Origin of the sequence: Duganella radicis (assembly GCF_009720825.1) — a bacterium.
GTDB lineage: Bacteria > Pseudomonadota > Gammaproteobacteria > Burkholderiales > Burkholderiaceae_D > Rugamonas > Rugamonas radicis.
Map to the genome: position 1 here is coordinate 26,207 of NZ_WNKY01000050.1, position 18,209 is coordinate 44,415.

The following is an 18,209-nucleotide window of genomic DNA, read 5'->3' on the forward strand; positions in this document are numbered from 1 at the left end:
CTGACACCCTGTAGGGATTTCCTGATTGAACTATTTCCGCAAAGAAATTACTATCACCGCCAGATAGTTTTGTCTTGGTTCATCATCGAAATCCTGCCACGGGGAACAGCATCGCATGAAAATCAGCCTGAACAAGCCATCGGCCCGCGCCCGGCTGGCCGCCACCCTTTTCCTGACCAGCCTGAGCCTGGGAGCCGGCGCGGCGCCGGCCACGTTTGCCCATCCGGGCGTGCTGCTCAGCCGGGCCGACCTGGACGGCCTCAAGGCCGAGCTCGCCTCCGAACCGTGGAAGTCGGCCTATGAACGGCTGAAAAACGACGCCCGTTCGCAAAAGACCTATGTCATGCAGGGTCCATGGGCCAGCGTCAGCCGCAATCCGGACCTGCACCGCAGCGAATGGCTCAACGACATGCAGGCGGTCTACAACCTGGCGCGCATGTGGTACCTCACCGGCGACGGCGGCTATGCCCAGCGGGCGCATGACATCCTGCTGGCCTGGGCCACCACCCAGACCAGCTTTGGCGGCGCCGAGGCCGCGTTCGACATCGGCGACAGCCGCTGCGCCACCGCCGCCGACATCCTGCGCGGCACCTGGCCCGGCTGGACCGCCAGCGACACCAGCGCGGTGCAGCACTATTTCAACACCGCGTTCTGGCCGGCGCTGGCCGTGCCCGGTCCCCTGTTCACCGGGTCGCAGGGCATGGAGCAACTGACCGGCGCGCTCGGCATTGCCATCTTCAACGACGACGCCACCCGCTTCGACCAGGTGCTGTCGGCCTTCCTGACCGACGCCAACACCGGCCTGCGCGGCATGCTGCCCAACGGCGAGGTGGTCGACACCGGCCGCGACCAGGGTCACACCGCGCTGTACGTGCGGCTGGCGGCCGAGATGGGCCAGGCGTTCTGGAACCAGGGCGTGGACGTGTTCTCGCTGCTCGACCACCGCATCCTCGCCGTCGGCGAGTACTACGCGCGTTACCACCTGCCCGACAACGCGCCGTCCTACGTGCCGTTCGGCGGCATGTCGTGGGGGATTTTCAACGCCATCGCCGGCGCGCCGCGCTCGACCACCCAGGGCCGCACCGCGCTCAACCTGCTGCACACGGCCTACGCCGTGCGCAAGGGCCTGGACACGCCATGGATCGACCTGTACGGCAACGACCAGGCCGAGGACACCGACAGCTTCATGTTCCGCCGCAGCGGCGACAGCTCGGCCGCCACGCCGCCGCCGCCGCCGTCGCTGCCGCCGGCGGCTACCCTGACCACCGGCCTGACCGCGGCCGACCTGTACGGCGCCGGCCCGGCCGGCGCCAGCGCCTACGCCAACGGCGTCTGGACCGTGAGCGGCGGCTACAACGGCCAGACGCCCGCCAGCAGCACGCCCAGCATCCGCTTCGCCTACCGTCCGGTCAGCGGCGACTTCACCATGATCGCCAGGGTCGCGTCCGTCTCCAGCGCCGGCTCGAACGACGCCCAGGGCGGCATCATGATCCGCGACGTCGCCACCGGGCAGTCGCACAGCCAGACCTATATCGCCATGACCACCGACCACCGCGCCGGCTGGAACGAGCGCGGCGCCACCGGCATGGCCTATTCGTGGATGGCCGGCGCGGTCAACCCGGCGCCGCAACTGCCCTACTGGATCAAGCTGGAACGCATCGGCAACCGGGTCCAGACCTCGACCTCGCCCGACGGCGCCAGCTGGGCCGGCGCCAACAGCAACGACTTCGCCAACCTGCCCGCCACCGCCTACGTCGGCCTGTTCGCCTCCTCGGCCGTGAACGGCCAGTCCAGCACGGTGACCTTCACCGACGTCGCCATCACCGGCGGCGACGGCGGCGCGCCGCTCACGGCGCCGCCCGCGCCGCTGTCGGTGGTGGCCGCGCCGGCCGATGGCCGCGTCATCGTGCGCTGGACCGAAACCCATGGCGCCACCAGCTACCACGTGCTGCGCTCGACCGCCAGCGGCGGCCCGTACAGCGAGGTGGCCGCCGTCGACGGCACCAGCTGGACCGACACGGCGGTCAGCAACGGCACCCGCTACTACTATGTGGTGAGCGCCGCCAACCTGGCCGGCACCAGCGACCGCTCGCCGGAAGACAGCGCGCTGCCGGCGCCGTCCTGGGTCAACATCGCCTTCGGCGGCACCGCCACGGCCAGCAGCGTCGGCGACGGCGCCGCCAGCTACGCCTTCGACAGCGATCCGGGTTCGCGCTGGCACGCCTCGACCACGGCCGTGCCGCAGTGGCTGCAATACGATGTCGGGGCCGGCCTCACGCAGACGGTGCAGCGCTACGGCGTGACCAGCTCGGTCGATTCGCCCGGCCGCGATCCGTCCGCCTGGCAGCTGCAAGCGTCGCAGGACGCGGTCAACTGGGTGACGCTCGACACCCAGGCCAGCCAGGCGTTTGCCTTCAAGTACCAGACCCGCTACTACAACATCGCCAACAGCACGGCCTATCGCTACTACCGCCTGTACATCACCGGCGGCGCCAACGTGCAGGTCGCCGAGCTGGGGCTGTACGCCAACAGCGGCCACCTGGTCGCCAACGGCAGCTACCGCCTGCTGAACCCGGGCAGCGGCCAGGCGGTGGGCGTGGCCGGCGACAGCACCGCCAACGGCGCGCTGCTCCAGCCGCAACCCTACGCCAGCGGCGCCCCCGCCCAGCAATGGACCCTCAGCGACCAGGGCAGCGGCCGCTACCAGGTGCTGGGCGCCGCCAGCGGCAAGGCCATGGACGTCACCGCCAAGAGCACGGCGGACGGCGCCAGGATCGAACTCTGGTCCTGGAACGGCGGCAACAATCAGTTGTGGCAACTGGTCCCGACCGGCAGCGGGCATTTCAAGCTGGTGTCGGTCAACAGCGGCAAGGTGCTGGACGGGCCGGCCGGCGCCGGCGCGCTGATACAGTCGACCTACAACGGCGGCGCCAGCCAGCAGTGGACCCTCTCGACCGCGCCATAGCCGCCCCGCATTGTGTCTCGGCTACGCCGATCCTTACGTCGAGTGATCAGACAGCTCGCCCGCTAGCCGGGCGAGTCATTTTGCTCACGACATCTTCCCACTGCACAGCAGTCGGGAGCCAAGAAATCTGCCCGTCTCGCGTAACCAATAGTGGACCGTTACCTGCCAGGGCATACAAACAGGTCCATTGGATATGACCTCTCCAGCATGCTCCGGTCCGGTTGGCATAAGCTGATCAAGGTCAAACCACACCGCTGTTTTTTTGACAAAAACCGCCCCACCTTCCCATTTGGTGTATGCTATACCCCTTCGAAACAACGGCTTTACGCCTGCTATGCAAGAGCACTCTAGTAGCGTCAAGACTGACGCTAAACCACACAGGTCACTGTTTGAACGACTGACCGCCCTGATTTCCCCAGAGCCCGAGAACCGCTCGGAGCTGCTCGAAGTTCTGCACGACGCCCACGAACGCAATCTGATCGATGCCGACGCCCTGTCGATGATCGAGGGCGTGTTCCAGGTATCCGATCTGTCCGCCCGCGACATCATGATCCCGCGCTCGCAGATGGACGTCATCGACATTTCCAAGCCGATCGAGGACTGGCTGCCGCTGGTTCTGGAAACCGCCCACTCGCGCTTCCCCGCCATCGAGGGCGAGCGCGACAAGGTGATCGGCATCCTGCTGGCCAAGGACCTGCTGCGCTACTACGCCGAGGAATCGTTCGACGTGCGCGACATGTTGCGTCCGGCCATCTTCATCCCGGAATCCAAGCGTCTGAACGTGCTGCTGCGCGATTTCCGCGCCAACCACAACCACATGGCCATCGTCGTCGACGAATACAGCGGCGTGGCCGGCCTGATCACCATCGAGGACGTGCTGGAACAAATCGTCGGCGATATCGAGGACGAGTACGATTTCGACGAGGAAGAAGACAACATCCTGTCGATCCGCGAAGGCCAGCACGGCCCGCGCTGGCGCATCAAGGCGCTGACCGAGATCGAGCAATTCAACGAAGAGCTGGACACCGCCCTGCCGGAAGATGACGCCGACACCATCGGCGGCCTGGTCTCCAAGCACCTCGGCCGCATGGCCCACAAGGGCGACGTGTTCGACTACGAAGGCCTGCGCTTCGAAGTGCTGCGCGCCGACGCCCGCCAGATCCACGTGCTGACGGTGGAAAAACTGCCGCCCGCCCCCGACCACGGCGACGACGCATAATGCGTTTTCGCCGCGCCAACCCGAACGATCCACCCAAGCCGCAACGCTCGACCCGAGGACGCATGCTCATCACCGGCCTGGCCGGTGCGCTGTGCGTGTTCGCGTTCGCGCCGTTCGGCTGGTGGCCGCTGGAAATCCTCGGCCTCGCCACGCTGTTCTATCAAGTCCTGCGCAGCACCAGCGTCAAATCCGCCGCGCTGATCGGCTGGGCCTTCGTGGCCGGCTGGACCGCCGCCGGCGTGCACTGGCTGTACGTCTCGATGCACACCTACGGCGGCATGCCGGCGCCATTGGCCGCGCTGGCCGTGCTGCTGCTGGGCGCCGCCATGGGCGTCTACGGCGCACTGGCCATGGGCACCGCATGGTGGCTGCGCCAGCGCTGGACGCTACCGCTGCCGGCCGCCAATCTTTTGGTCTTCCCCGCCGTCTGGGCGCTGTTTGAATGGGTACGCGGCTGGCTGTTCACCGGCTTCCCGTGGCTGTCGTCGGGCTACGCCCACAACCACAGCCCGCTGGCCGGATTCGCGCCCATCATCGGCGTGTACGGCCTGGGCTGGCTGGCCGCCGTGATCGCCGGCGCCCTGCTGTTGCTGCTGCACCGTTCGCGCCTGCGCGCGGCCGTGCTGGCGGTGGCCATCTGCGTGGCCGGCGTCGGCCTCGGCTTCCTGCAATGGACCTACCCGGAAGGCAAACCGATCTCGGTACGCCTGCTGCAAGGCAATATCCCGCAGGATGAGAAATTCAACGGCGCCAAGGTGATGACCACCATGAAGCTGTACCAGGACGCCATCACCGCCGCCCCGGCCGACCTGATCGCCACGCCGGAAACCGCCATCATCACGCTGCCGCAGCAACTGCCGCCGGACTACCTGCCCGGCATCGCGCAGTTCTTGAATAAGACGAATAGCAACCTGATCCTCGGGATCTTCACCGCCGACAGCCAGACCGCCTACTTCAACAGCGTGATCGGCATTCCGGCCAAGCTGGGCGCGGGCTACTACCGTTACGACAAACACCATCTGGTGCCGTACGGCGAATTCATCCCCTACGGCTTCCGCTGGTTCGTCAACCTGATGTCGATCCCGCTGGGCGACATGACCAGCGGCCGCGAGATCCAGCCGGCGTTCCCGGTCAAGGACCAGCGCGTGCTGCCCAACATCTGCTATGAAGACTTGTTCGGCGAGGAAATCGCCGCCCAGCTGAACCACCCGGCTCTGGACCAGAAGCCGGCCACGCTGCTGCTGAACACCTCCAACCTGGCCTGGTTTGGCGACACCATCGCCATTCCGCAGCATTTGCAGATCTCGCAGATGCGCACGCTGGAAACCGGCCGCCCCATGCTGCGGGCGACCAATACCGGGGCCACCGCCATCATCAATGGCGACGGCAAGGTGGTGCGGCAGCTGCCGGTGAACACCTTCGGCACGCTGGCGGCCCAGGTGCAGGGCACGGCCGGCAGCACGCCCTACATCATCTGGGGCAACAAGCTGTTCCTGGCGCTGACCGCCCTGTCGCTGGCGGGCGCGTGGTTTTGGGCAACGCGCTCAAAAAACCAGCCAAAAACCGCTTAACCCGCTAAAATCATCGCTTTAGCGAAACTGCAACCGCATGCCCCGGGCATGCCACCGACTGACAAAAGATGCTGACATTTCAACAAATTATTCTGACCTTGCAAACCTACTGGGACAAGCAAGGCTGCGCCCTGCTCCAGCCATACGACATGGAAGTCGGCGCCGGCACCTTCCACACTGGTACTTTCCTGCGCGCAATTGGCCCTGAGCCTTGGCGCGCCGCCTACGTCCAGCCGTCGCGCCGCCCGAAAGATGGCCGCTACGGCGAGAACCCGAACCGCGGCCAGCATTACTACCAGTATCAGGTGGTGATGAAGCCGGCGCCGGAAAACATCCTCGACCTGTATCTGGGTTCGCTGGAAGCGCTGGGCCTGGACCTGAAGCAGAACGATGTCCGCTTCGTGGAAGACGACTGGGAATCGCCAACGCTGGGCGCGTGGGGTCTGGGTTGGGAAGTCTGGCTGAACGGCATGGAGGTGACGCAGTTCACCTACTTCCAGCAAGTCGGCGGTCTGGATTGCAAGCCGGTGCTGGGTGAAATTACCTACGGCGTCGAGCGTCTGGCCATGTACCTGCAAGGCGTGGAGAACATGTACGACCTGGTGTGGACCACCTGGGAAGAGAATGGCGAGACCAAAGTGCTGAAGTACGGCGACGTATTCCACCAGAACGAGGTCGAACAATCGGCCTACAACTTCGAGCACTCCAACACCGAACTGCTGTTCTCGCAGTTCAACAACCATGAATCGGAAGCCAAGCGCCTGATTGAAGCGCAGCTGACGCTGCCGGCCTATGAGCAGATCATGAAGGCCTCGCACAGCTTCAACCTGCTGGACGCGCGCGGCGCCATCTCCGTGACCGAGCGCGCCGCTTACATCGGCCGTGTGCGCGCCCTGTCGCGCCTTGTGGCGCAAGCCTACTACGATTCGCGCGAGCGCCTCGGTTTCCCGATGCTGCCTGCCGCCGCCGCTGAATAAACGATATAAATAATATGACTCAAACTCTGCTCATCGAACTGCTGACCGAAGAACTGCCGCCGAAGGCGCTCGCCAAACTGGGCAAGGCTTTCGCGGACGGCATCGTCAACGGCCTGAAATCGCGCGACTTCCTGGAAGCCGACAGCGTCGCCACCGCCTATGCCACGCCGCGCCGCCTGGCCGTCTCCATCACCAAAGTGCGCGCCACCTCGCCGGACAAAATGATCCGCGAAAAAATTCTACCTGTGAGCGTCGCGCTCGACGCTGCCGGTGCTCCGTCCGCGCCGCTGCTGAAGAAGCTTGCCGCCATGAGCCTCGCGCACGTCACAGTGGCCGATCTGGAGCGCGCGCAAGACGGCAAAGCTGAAAGCTTCTTCTACACATCGCTCGCTGCTGGCAGCAATCTGTTGGTTGGCCTGCAATCTTCGCTAGAAGACTCGGTTGCCAAGCTGCCGATTCCAAAAGTGATGAGCTATCAGCGTCCGGATGGCAGCACCGTGCAATTCGTGCGTCCAGCCCACGCGCTGATTGCGCTGCATGGCGACAGCGTGGTACCGGTGGGGATCTTGGGCCTGGAGGCCTCCAACATCACCGAAGGCCACCGTTTCCTGACCGCGCCGGGCAAGCGCGCCGTCACCATCGCCAACGCCGACGCCTACGCCGCCACCCTCGCCACCGAAGGCAAGGTGCTGGCCAGCGTGGAGCAGCGCAAGGAACAGATCCGCACTGAACTTCTGGCTAAAGCCGGCGCCGACAAGGTGCTGATGCCGGAAGCCCTGCTGGACGAAGTGGCCGCGCTGGTCGAATGGCCGGTGGTCTACGAGTGCAACTTCGAGGAAGAATTCCTGGCTGTGCCGCAGGAATGCCTGATCCTGACCATGCAGACCAACCAGAAATACTTCGCGCTGACCGACACCAACGGCAAGCTGCGCTCGCGCTTCCTGATCGTCTCCAACATCGCCACCGACACCCCGGCCGCCATCATCGACGGCAACGAGCGCGTGGTGCGTCCGCGCCTGTCCGACGCCAAATTCTTCTTCGAGCAAGACAAGAAGAAAACCCTGGAATCGCGCCTGCCGCTGCTGAAGAACGTCGTGTACCACAACAAGCTGGGCACCCAGGCGGAACGCAGCGAGCGCGTGACCGCATTGGCCGGCGCCATCGCCGCCAAGCTGGGCGCCGACGTGGCCCTGACCGAACGCGCGGCGCGCCTGTCGAAAGCCGACCTGCTGACCGACATGGTGGGCGAATTCCCTGAGCTGCAAGGCATCATGGGCACCTACTACGCCCGCAACGACGGCGAACAAGAAGACGTCGCGCTGGCCGCATCGGAACACTACCAGCCACGCTTCGCCGGCGACGCCCTGCCATCGACCGTGACCGGCACCGCCGTCGCGCTGGCAGACAAGCTGGAAACCTTGGTCGGCATCTGGGCCATCGGCCTGCAACCGACCGGCGACAAAGACCCGTTCGCGCTGCGCCGCCACGCGCTGGGCGTGCTGCGCATGCTGATCGAGAAGCGCCTGTCGCTGTCGATCTCCGGCCTGCTGGCCGACGCCGCCAAGCAGTTTGCCACCGTGGCCGGCTTCAAGGACCCGAGCGCCGACGTCGCGGCCTTCATGCTGGACCGCCTGCGCGGCATCCTGCGTGAGCGCGGCTTCTCGGTCAACGAAATCGAAGCCGTGGTCGCCCAGAACCCGGACCGCCTGGACGACATCGTCCAGCGCCTGGAAGCAGTGCAAGCCTTCGCCGCGCTGCCGGAATCGGCCTCGCTGGCCGCCGCCAACAAGCGCATCACCAACATCCTGAAGAAGAACGAAGAAGCCCTCGCCGCCGTCGGTGAGCAAGGCGTCAACGTCGCGCTATTGCAGGACGCGGCCGAGAAGAACCTGAACGCCGCCGTGGTGCGCGTGCTGCCGGAAATCGACGCCGCCTTCAACCAGGGCGACTTCGCCGGCACGCTGAAAACGCTGGCCCAGCTGAAAAACGAAGTCGATGCCTTCTTCAACGACGTCATGGTCATGGCCGAAGATGTCGCCCTGCGCAACAACCGTCTGGCGCTGCTGTCTTCCCTGCACGGGATGATGAACCGCGTGGCCGACATCTCCAAGCTGGCGGTGTAAATGGGTACGCCGTCCATGAAGCTGGTCATCCTGGATCGGGACGGCGTGATCAACCACGACTCGCCGGACTTCATCAAATCGCCGGCGGAGTGGCTCCCCATCCCCGGCTCGATGGAGGCCATCGCCCGCCTGAACCAGGCGGGCTACCGGGTGGTGGTGGCGTCGAACCAGTCGGGCATCGCCCGTGAGCTGTTCGACATGACCATCCTCAACGCCATCCACCAGAAGATGCACAACCTGGCGCAGCAAGTGGGCGCGGACATCGACGCGGTGTTCTTCTGCCCGCACGCGGCGGCCGACAACTGCGACTGCCGCAAACCCAAACCGGGCATGTTCACAGAAATCTCGCAGCGCTATAAAATCAGCCTGAAAGGCGTGCCGGTCGTCGGCGATTCGCTGCGCGACCTGCAAGCGGGCTATGTGAGCGGCTGCGTGCCGTACCTGGTCCTGACCGGCAAAGGTGAAAAGACCCACGCCACCGGTGGTCTGCCGCCGGGTACCATGGTGTTCCCGGATCTGGCGGCGATGGTCACCCACCTGCTGAAAACCAGCACCCCGCCGACGCTGCACGTCGTCAGCTAAACAGTTTTTGGAGTCTGCATTGGGTCATCCCATTCTATTTTTGCGTTCCCTGATTTTCACCATCGTGATGGTGGTGTCGACCGTTCTCTGGTCGCTGGTGTGCTTCGCGGCCTCGCCGCTGCCTTACCGCCAGCGCTTCTTCATCACCTCGCGCTGGAATGTGTTCATCATCTGGTGCCTGCGCGTGATCTGCGGCATCCGCTACCAAATCCGCGGCAAGGAAAACCTGCCGGATGCGCAGGCCATCCTGCTGTCCAAGCACCAGTCGGCGTGGGAAACCATCTTCCTGCTGCCGAACATGCCGCGTCCATTGGTGTTCGTGTTTAAAAAAGAGATCCTGTACATTCCCTTCTTCGGCTGGGCGATGGCGCTGCTGCGCATGATCCCGATCGACCGCAAGCAAGGCAAGAACGCCTTCCAGGAAGTGGTCCGCCACGGCAAGCGCCGGCTGGCGCAGGGCCTGTGGATCATCATGTTCCCGGAAGGGACACGCATCCCGGTCGGCAAAGCGGGCAAGTACAAAAGCGGCGGCACGCGCCTGGCGATCGAGACTGGCTCGGTGGTGGTGCCGATTGCGCACAACTCTGGCGAATGCTGGCCAAAAAACTCTTTCATCAAACGCCCCGGTCTTGTTACAGTATCGATAGGTAAGCCAATTTCGCCCGAAGGCCAGACGCCCGACGGCATGATGCAACAGGTGGAAAATTGGATCGAATCAGAAATGCGCGTCATTTCGCCCCACGCCTACAACGCTGGTTAGACGATCTGGCGACCTCGGTCAAACCGGCGTCGCCAGAGCCACAGGGCCCCAAGCCGGTGTACACCACACCGGTGTGGTCCGTTCCACCTGTATCGAAGACCCCACCTCCCGTTTCCCCCTACGTCTCGCCGCCTGAAACGGCGGTCCCGGTCAAGCGGCGTCCCCTGGTTGCGCCGCCCACCGACCAGCCGCCGCGCCGCCAGTTGATGGTCGGCGAATTCATACTGGAATACGAACTGCGTCGTTCGACGCGGCGTTCGATCGGCTTCATGATCGACGACGACGGTTTGCGCGTGACCGCGCCCAAGCGCGTCAGCATCGCCGAAATCGACGAAGCGATCCGCACCAAGCAGCACTGGATTCTGAGCAAACTGAAAGAGCGCCGCGAACGCCGCGCGGCGCGGCTGGAAAAACCGCCGGTGGAATGGATAGACGGCGCGCAGCTACCGTATCTGGGCGCCGACATCACCCTGCGCTTGCTTGTAGGCGGACGCAATCGCGCCATCTACAACCCCAACACGCGCGAGCTGTGGATGACCTTAGTGCCCGGCGCCAGCGAAGAACTGCTGAAAAACCGCGTGCAGACGTGGTATCAGCAGCAAGCCAAAGTGCTGTTTGAGGAACGGCTGGATGTATACGCTGGGCGGCTGGGTGTGCAATATCACTCGTTCGGCCTGTCATCGGCGGGGACGCGCTGGGGCTCGTGCACGGTCGACCGCAAAATCCGCCTCAACTGGAAACTGATCTACTTCTCGCTGCCGCTGATCGACTACGTGGTGGCGCACGAACTGTCGCACATCCTGGAAATGAACCACAGCCAGCAATTCTGGGATACCGTCGGCCTGATCTACCCCGAATACGAAGAAGCCAAAAACCTCCTCCGCAAACGCTCGCAAGAGCTACCGGTGCTGTTCCCCTAAATGGCATTAAGGAAAATCCCGACGCGTGTGTATAACGCGAAGGAATTCGACAACCTGTAATCTTGGCCTGAGCCGATACACCAGAACAATCTGCTTTGTAATATCGAACTCGAATGTTCCACTGACCCGGCCTTGGTGACCGAGATGAGGAAAGTCAGCAATCAAAGTCGCCATTTTCCGAATTTCCTCATCTGTAGAAATTGCACCCTCAACGCTTCGTTGCTCGATGTAATCAAATAAGCTCTTCCTGTCTTGCGCCGCGCGGCGCGTCCAGCGGGCATTCATCACTCATGCCTTAGCTAGTTTTTTCAGAAGCGCGGCCCGCCGCGCAGCAAATTTTTCTTCAACCTCGGAGTGAGGTATACTCGATCGAGGGTCGTTCAAAGCCTCTTCGACCTGCTGCCGAAACCACCTGTCATACTCTTCCGCTTTTTTTGCTTCACCAAACCGCTCTTGGGTTTTCCGATCTTTAGCATTTCTGTCCAATCCACTTACATCAGTCAGAAAAGAGGTAATACCTAATCCGCGAAGATAGTCTTCAAGCGCAGACAGGGTGCTGAATATTTGCAGCCCCTCTTCATGGGCAAGCACCAGCGACGCCTGCTCCTGCTTAATCATCACGTGCCATCCGGCTTTTTGCCCCACTGCATAAATAGGCGCAACCTTGTCGGCCTTGGACAAATTTATCAGGGCAGCTTGATTGATCGGATGAACGGTAGAGTTCATATGACCTCCAGATACGGTGTGCATAGGCGATCAAGTATATCAAGGCGGAGAATGCACAAAGGCGATTTGCATCAAAGTTGAGATAATCATTCTAGGTCGTAACGCGCAAACGCTGGTTACTTGCTCGTGTCAGAATGGTTGCACATTTTGTTCTGCGAGGATGCTATGAATCCTGGTGATGACGCTCCGGCCGGTACGCCGGGGACTGGTGAAGATGTTTGCCCTGTCTGCCAAGGGACGGGACGTTTGGTTGATGAGGACGACGGTGACGGCGAGCCCTGCCCCAACTGCGGCGGCACCGGCGTTGTCACCGAAGGTATCGGTGGCGGCTAGCGCTCAATCAAAGCGGGCAGCAGAGCCAGGGTGCGGCGGGTGGCGCCACGATGTTGGTTGGCGAAGTTGAGGGCGTTTTGGCCCATGGTTGCGCGGGCGCTCGCATCGCTCAACAGGTGGGCGGCGGCGGTCATCAGGTCGGCGGCGTCGGCGATGCGCTGGGCGCCACCGGCGGCCAGGGCGTCCTCGGTCACCAGTTCGAAGTTGAAGGTGTGCTGGCCGATCAGCACCGGTTTGCCCAGCGCGGCTGGTTCGATCAGGTTCTGACCACCCAGCGGCATCAGGCTGCCGCCTACAAAAGCCACGTCGCAAGCGGCGTAGTAGGCGAACATTTCGCCCATGGAGTCGCCCAGCAGGACGTCGGCTTGCAGTTTGCCGCCGTCCAGCGCGAGTTTGCTGCGGCGCTCGACCACCAGGCCTTGGGCGGCGATCAGTTTCTCCACTTCGTCGAAGCGCTGCGGGTGGCGCGGCACGATCAGCAACAGTGTGTTGGCCGGCAGTGTGGCGCGCGCGGCGGCAAAGGCTGACAGGATCAGTTCTTCTTCGCCTTCGCGGGTGGAGGCGCACAGCAATACGGGACGTTCGCCGATGGCGCTGCGCAGCGCGGCGCCGATGGCCAGTGCGGCATCCGGCACCACGACGTCGAATTTGATGCTGCCGGTGATTTCCACGCGCTGTACGCCAAGGGAGCGGATGCGCTGAGCGTCGGCTTCTGTTTGCGCGGCGACCAGGGAGATGCCGCGCGCGGCGTCGGTCAGCAGGGAGCCGAAGCGGCTGGCTTTGCGCAGGGAGCGTTCGGACAGGCGGGCGTTGGCCAGCACCACCGGCACGTTACGCGCTTTGCAGACGGCGATCAGGTTGGGCCAGACTTCGGTCTCCATCAGGATGCATACCTGCGGCTGGAAGTGGCGGATGAAGCGTGAAACCATGCTGCCGGTATCGTATGGCAGGTAGGCTTGCATCAGGCGCTCGCCGTGTTTGGCGAACAAGGCTTTGCCGGTGGCGCGGCCGGTTGGCGTCATGTGGGTGAGGATGATGCGGCTTTGCGGATATTCGGACAGCAAGGCGTCTACCAGAGGTTCGGCGGCGCGCGTTTCGCCGACGGAGACCGCGTGGACCCACAGCACCGGGCCGACGGGGCGCACGTCGCCGAGGGCGGACGATGCGGCACCGGTGCGCGGCACGGCGGTGGCGCTTGCGGTGGCGCGCGGCGCGGTGGAGGCGGCGGAGCTTGGCGTGGCTGTAGCGCTTGGGTAGAAGCCGAGGCGTTCGGACCAGTGTTGGCGGTAGCCCGGCTCTTTGCGGCCGCGCAGCCACAGGCGCGTGAGCACCAGCGGCAAGGCCAGCCACCACATCAGGGAATAAAGCACGCGCATGATCAGCCCAGCAGACTCCGGGCCGCCGTCAGCACCTCCGCCACCGATGGCGGGGTGCCCTGATCGCCCAGGTTGATAATGCGCGGCGACCAGTTGCCCTCGGTCTTCCAGCGCGGCGAATCCGCGTAGATCTCCACCGTCGGCCGCACGAAGGCCGCCGCGATGTGCACCAGTCCCGTATCGACACCGATCACCAGCGAGGCCCGGCGCGCCACCATGATGGCGTCGGCCATGGACAGCTTCGGCAGCACGCGCGCATTCGGCAGGCCGGCGGCGATCTGCTCCGCTTCCGCTTTCTCTTTCGGCGATCCCCAAGGCAGCAGGATGGGCATCTGCGCCAGCTCGCGGCCCAGCGCAATCCAGTTTTCAATCGACCATTTCTTGGCGTCGCGCGCGGTGCCATGGAAGTAGACCGCATACGATTCAGGCATCCACTCGGGACGCGGCGTATCGTCCGGCACAGCGGGCAGGCCAAAATCGGCCGGTGTGTCGACCGCATAGCCCAGCGCCGCGCCAGCCACGATGCGGCCGCGCGCCACCGCGTGCGTGCGCGGATCGGTCGGAATACTCAGGTTATGGAAGATGCGCGAGATGCCCTCGTAACCCGAGCCCTCGCTGCCATTGGCCAGGCCAACCTTGCGGCCGCCCTTCACCACGCGCGCGGCCCCCATGATGATGCCGGTCTTGAGCAACCCCTGGGTGTCGAACACATAGTCGTATTCCTGCTGGCGCAGGGTGCGGAAGAAGGCCTTGATCTCGGCCCGCGTCTCCGCCTTGCCGAGACTCTTGCGCCAGCGCCGCAGCGCGAACGGAATCACATTGCGCACGCGCGCGTTCATCCGCACCAGGCTGACAAAGCCCTCCTCCACCACCCAGTCGATATTCGCGTCGGGGAAGTGGCGGGCGATGTCGGCCACCATCGGCATGTTATGCAGCACGTCCCCCAGCGAGGAGACGCGCACCAGCAGAATGTTCAGGGGCCGCGTCATGAACTTAGAACGGCAGTTCCGCGTCCGGCTTGGCGGCCAGAATCACATCGCGGAACTGGCCCTGAATGCGTTCCAGCGCGGCCGGCGTTTCGGCCTCGAAGCGCATCACAATCACCGGCGTGGTGTTGGACGAACGCGCCAGGCCGAAGCCATCGGCGTATTCGACGCGCAGGCCATCGATGGTGATGATGCGCTCGTTGCCCGGGAATTTGGCGTCGGCGCGCAGCTTGTCCATCAGCGCGAAGTTCTCGCCTTCCTTCAGGTGCAGGTGCAACTCCGGCGTGCTGTCCGACTGCGGCAGTGCATTCAGCAGCGCCGACGGATCGTTTTCCTTGGTCAGGATTTCCAACATGCGCGCGCCGGCGTACAAGCCATCGTCGAAGCCATACCAGCGGTCCTTGAAGAAGATATGGCCGCTCATCTCGCCGCCCAGCGGCGAACCGGTTTCCTTCAGCTTGGCCTTCACCAGCGAGTGGCCGGTTTTGTACATCAGTGGCTTGCCGCCGGCTTTCTCGATGTAAGGCGCCAGATGGCGGGTGCACTTCACGTCGTACAGAATCTCGGCGCCCGGGTTGCGCGACAGGACGTCGGCCGCGAACAGCATCATCTGACGGTCAGGGAAAATGATCTGGCCATCCTTGGTCACCAGGCCGAGACGGTCGCCATCGCCATCGAAGGCCAGGCCGATTTCGGCGTCGGTCTCTTGCAGGCAGCGGATCAGGTCTTGCAGGTTTTCCGGATGCGCAGGGTCCGGGTGGTGATTGGGGAAATTGCCATCCACTTCGCAGAACAGCTCAATCACTTCGCAACCCATGCCGCGATACAGGTCGCCGGCAAACGCGCCAGCCACGCCGTTGCCGCAGTCGACGGCGATCTTGATCGGACGCGCAATCTTCACATCGCCGATGATGCGTTGCAGATACTGCTCGCGGATATCATGCGTGCTGTAGGCGCCAGGCGTAGCCGCCGATGAACCATCGTGCGCCAGAATGCTTTCATACAGGCCGGTGATCGCCTCGCCATGAATCGCCTCGCCGGCCAGCACCATCTTGAAGCCGTTGTAGTCCGGCGGATTGTGGCTGCCGGTGACCATGATGCCCGAGGCGGCGCCCAGCACATTGGTGCCGAAGTAGACCATCGGCGTGGCCACCACGCCCAGATCGATCACGTCCACGCCCGACGATTGCAGGCCTTCGGCCAGCGCCTTGATCAGCGATGGACCGGACAGGCGGCCGTCACGGCCGATCACCACTTTCTTCTCGCCCTTGGCCAGCGCGGCACGGCCGAAAGCGGCGCCGATCTGGAGCGCCACACCGGCATCCAGGGTTTTATCGATGATGCCGCGAATGTCGTAAGCTTTGAAAATCGTCTTGGATAAGGTAACCATAGGTGAACTAAGCGAGAATGGATGGAATAGTGTACATCAGTGTTTCTTGTGCCGGATCATCCAGCGCGGCGCCTTGAAGCGCACGATGCGGACGTAGATCCAGATATAGCTGCCAATGAACAGCAGGCAGGACAGCATCAGCACCCAGGTATGGCGCCAGAACACGGTGGCCGGAATCACCGCCATCAGCGAGAACAGCCAAAGATAGGGCGACGTCAGCGAATTACGGCGGATCAGCGCGCGCGCTTCCTTGCGCCCGACCGCCCACTGCACAATGCGGCGGAAGATCAGGCTATGCAGGTGAATACCGTCCGGCATGGCCGGCGACTTGCCGCGCACGAACATGCGGCGGTACACCGAGAACATGGTTTCAAACGCCGGATAAATCAGCAGCAGCGCGGCATACCAGGTCGACACCTGCGGATTGCGCATCACCAGCAGCAAGGCCAGTTCGCCCAGCATGAAGCCGATGAAATAAGCGCCGCCGTCGCCAAGGAAAATCAGGCCAACCGGATAATTCCAGATCAGGAACCCGGCGGTGGCGCCGGCCACCATCAGCGCGGCGATCAGCACGAACATATCGTTGACCTGCAAGGCCACGTAGCCGAGCGACAGCAGCATACAGATACACACCACGCTGGCCAGACCATTGAAACCGTCGATGATATTAATGGCATTGGCAATGCCGGCCACCATCAGCACCGTCAATGGCAGCGTCACCCAGATATACGGCAGGGTCCAGACCGAAAACGCCCAGTCGAGGCGGTCGATGCGGGCGTCCAGCAGAAAATAGCCGATGGCGGCGGCGGCCATGGTCAGCAGCAGGCGGCGCAGCGCGCTCACACGGCCGGTGTAATCTTCCACGATGCCGCCGGCAAAGGCCACGGCCGAGCAGAACAGCAGGGAAAGCAGCCACTGGCTCATCACCGGCACGCGCCAGATGGAAATGGCCGAACTGAGCGCCACCGCCAGGAAAATCGGCAAGCCGCCGATGCGCGCCACATTGTGGACGTGCACTTTTTGCACGCCGTCGAAATTGGAGTCGAGCGCAGGACCGTGCAATCTCGCTTCTTTAATCACCAGCAGGGTAAGCAGCGCCGAAGCGATAAAGCTCAGTAAGAAGGAAAACATATTATCATTATCAGCATGCCAACTGCTGATTGTACCTGATTAAACACGGCGGCCCGGGAAATCAGGCCGCCGGCATGATACCAGCAGGTAAATGCTCAGGTGAGCATGCTTACCAATCGATACAACTGAGGTTGCAAATCAGCGCATGCAGAGGTGCAGCGCCTCTTTCCAATCTGGCAAGTGGCAGAAGCGCGCCATCAGGCGCTCGGACGACATCACCGAATACTGCGGACGGCGCGCCGGGGTCGGATAGTCGGCCGTGGTGATCGGCAATACCTTGCAGTTCAGGCCCGCCTCGGCAATGATGGCCTCGGTGAACGCGTGCCAGGTGGTCTGGCCCTGCGCGCTCAGGTGATACACGCCGCTGTTCTGCACCCACCACTCGCGTCCGCCGGCATGCGCCTGCGACAGCACCTGCGCCGTGATGTCGGCGATGGTGCGGCTCCAGGTCGGCGCGCCGTGCTGGTCCGCCACCACGCGCAGTTCGTCGCGCTCTTTCGCCAGACGCAACATGGTCAGCAGGAAGTTCTTGCCGCGCATGCCGTACACCCAACTGGTGCGGAAGATCAGGTGCGGAATGCCGGCCGCCGCGATCGCCTGTTCGCCGGCCAGCTTGCTGGCGCCGTAGACGTTGAGCGGGCCGACCGGATCGTCCTCCACGCGCGGCGACGGCTGCGCACCGTCGAACACATAATCAGTGGAGTAATGCACCAGCGCCGCGCCCAGCGCCCTGGCTTCCTCGGCCATCACGCCCGGCGCCTCGGCATTGATGCGGTACGCCAGCTCCGGCTCGCTTTCAGCCTTGTCCACCGCCGTGTAGGCGGCCGGATTGACGATCAGTTGCGGCTTAACGCTGCGGATCACGTCGCGCACCTGATCCAGATTGGACAGGTCCATCACATTGCGGTCCACCGCCACCACCTCGCCCACGCCTTGCAGGCTGCGCGCCAGTTCGTACCCCACTTGGCCGGTGCTGCCGGTCAGCAGCACCTTCATGCGAACACCTCGGCGTCGGCCAGCAACGCTGCCGCCTGATCCTTGCCGGACAGCAGCGGCGCCGCCGCCAGCGCCGGCCATTGAATGCCGACCGCCGGATCGTTCCACAGGATGGCGCGCTCGTGCTCCGGCGCCCAGTAGTCGGTGGTCTTGT

Annotated in this window: 16 protein-coding genes; 8 read left to right on the forward strand and 8 right to left on the reverse strand. The window is 63.6% G+C overall.

What is annotated here, in order from left to right; all coding sequences use genetic code 11:
• Positions 1–115: 115 nt before the first annotated feature.
• The 8 genes from GM676_RS26940 to GM676_RS26975 all read left to right on the forward strand — a co-directional run bounded on the left by GM676_RS26940 (position 116) and on the right by GM676_RS26975 (position 11,117).
• Positions 116–2,965: an RICIN domain-containing protein gene (locus tag GM676_RS26940; protein WP_155467289.1), complete on the forward strand. Its 2,850-nt coding sequence runs from the start codon at positions 116–118 to the stop codon at positions 2,963–2,965.
• A gap of 334 nt (positions 2,966–3,299) precedes the next feature.
• Positions 3,300–4,184 carry a CorC family transporter gene (locus GM676_RS26945; RefSeq protein ID WP_155467290.1) on the forward strand — a complete coding sequence of 295 codons (885 nt, stop codon included), beginning with the start codon at positions 3,300–3,302 and terminating at the stop codon, positions 4,182–4,184.
• Entirely contained in the window at positions 4,184–5,755 is a 1,572-nt protein-coding gene (gene lnt, locus GM676_RS26950) for an apolipoprotein N-acyltransferase (protein WP_155467291.1), read from the forward strand. The genes GM676_RS26945 and lnt overlap by 1 nt, the downstream gene beginning before the upstream one ends.
• Positions 5,756–5,823: 68 nt before the next feature.
• Positions 5,824–6,732, forward strand: coding sequence for a glycine--tRNA ligase subunit alpha (gene glyQ / locus GM676_RS26955; protein WP_155467292.1), 909 nt, complete (start codon positions 5,824–5,826; stop codon positions 6,730–6,732).
• Positions 6,733–6,746: 14 nt separating this feature from the next.
• Positions 6,747–8,855: a glycine--tRNA ligase subunit beta gene (glyS, locus tag GM676_RS26960; RefSeq protein ID WP_155467293.1), complete on the forward strand. Its 2,109-nt coding sequence runs from the start codon at positions 6,747–6,749 to the stop codon at positions 8,853–8,855.
• 15 nt (positions 8,856–8,870) lie between these two features.
• Positions 8,871–9,437 carry a D-glycero-beta-D-manno-heptose 1,7-bisphosphate 7-phosphatase gene (gmhB, locus tag GM676_RS26965; RefSeq protein WP_155467305.1) on the forward strand — a complete coding sequence of 189 codons (567 nt, stop codon included), beginning with the start codon at positions 8,871–8,873 and terminating at the stop codon, positions 9,435–9,437.
• 67 nt (positions 9,438–9,504) lie between these two features.
• Entirely contained in the window at positions 9,505–10,197 is a 693-nt protein-coding gene (locus GM676_RS26970; protein WP_371866388.1) for a lysophospholipid acyltransferase family protein, read from the forward strand.
• Entirely contained in the window at positions 10,143–11,117 is a 975-nt protein-coding gene (locus GM676_RS26975) for a M48 family metallopeptidase (RefSeq protein ID WP_229262886.1), read from the forward strand. The genes GM676_RS26970 and GM676_RS26975 overlap by 55 nt, the downstream gene beginning before the upstream one ends.
• A 6-nt stretch (positions 11,118–11,123) precedes the next feature.
• Here GM676_RS26975 and GM676_RS26980 read toward each other — a convergent pair whose 3' ends face one another.
• The 8 genes from GM676_RS26980 to GM676_RS27015 form a co-directional block, all read right to left on the reverse strand.
• Positions 11,124–11,402 carry a type II toxin-antitoxin system RelE/ParE family toxin gene (locus tag GM676_RS26980; protein WP_155467295.1) on the reverse strand — a complete coding sequence of 93 codons (279 nt, stop codon included), beginning with the start codon at positions 11,400–11,402 and terminating at the stop codon, positions 11,124–11,126.
• 3 nt (positions 11,403–11,405) lie between these two features.
• On the reverse strand, positions 11,406–11,843 hold the full coding sequence (locus tag GM676_RS26985) for an antitoxin PaaA2 family protein (RefSeq protein WP_155467296.1): 438 nt from the start codon (positions 11,841–11,843) through the stop codon (positions 11,406–11,408).
• Between the two features lie 329 nt (positions 11,844–12,172).
• Positions 12,173–13,552, reverse strand: coding sequence for a lipid IV(A) 3-deoxy-D-manno-octulosonic acid transferase (gene waaA / locus GM676_RS26990; protein ID WP_155467297.1), 1,380 nt, complete (start codon positions 13,550–13,552; stop codon positions 12,173–12,175).
• 2 nt (positions 13,553–13,554) lie between these two features.
• Entirely contained in the window at positions 13,555–14,541 is a 987-nt protein-coding gene (gene waaC, locus GM676_RS26995; RefSeq protein WP_155467298.1) for a lipopolysaccharide heptosyltransferase I, read from the reverse strand.
• A gap of 4 nt (positions 14,542–14,545) precedes the next feature.
• Positions 14,546–15,928 (reverse strand): phosphomannomutase/phosphoglucomutase, encoded by a 1,383-nt coding sequence (locus GM676_RS27000; protein ID WP_155467299.1) that lies wholly within the window; start codon positions 15,926–15,928, stop codon positions 14,546–14,548.
• A gap of 36 nt (positions 15,929–15,964) precedes the next feature.
• The gene (locus GM676_RS27005) at positions 15,965–17,059 is read right to left on the reverse strand and encodes an MraY family glycosyltransferase (RefSeq protein ID WP_155467300.1); all 1,095 of its coding nucleotides are present in this window, start codon (positions 17,057–17,059) and stop codon (positions 15,965–15,967) included.
• Between the two features lie 138 nt (positions 17,060–17,197).
• On the reverse strand, positions 17,198–18,055 hold the full coding sequence (gene rfbD, locus GM676_RS27010; protein ID WP_155467301.1) for a dTDP-4-dehydrorhamnose reductase: 858 nt from the start codon (positions 18,053–18,055) through the stop codon (positions 17,198–17,200).
• Positions 18,052–18,209: dTDP-4-dehydrorhamnose 3,5-epimerase family protein (locus GM676_RS27015; RefSeq protein ID WP_211923296.1), on the reverse strand; the 158-nt coding region annotated here is incomplete at its 5' end. The genes GM676_RS27015 and rfbD, both read right to left, overlap by 4 nt.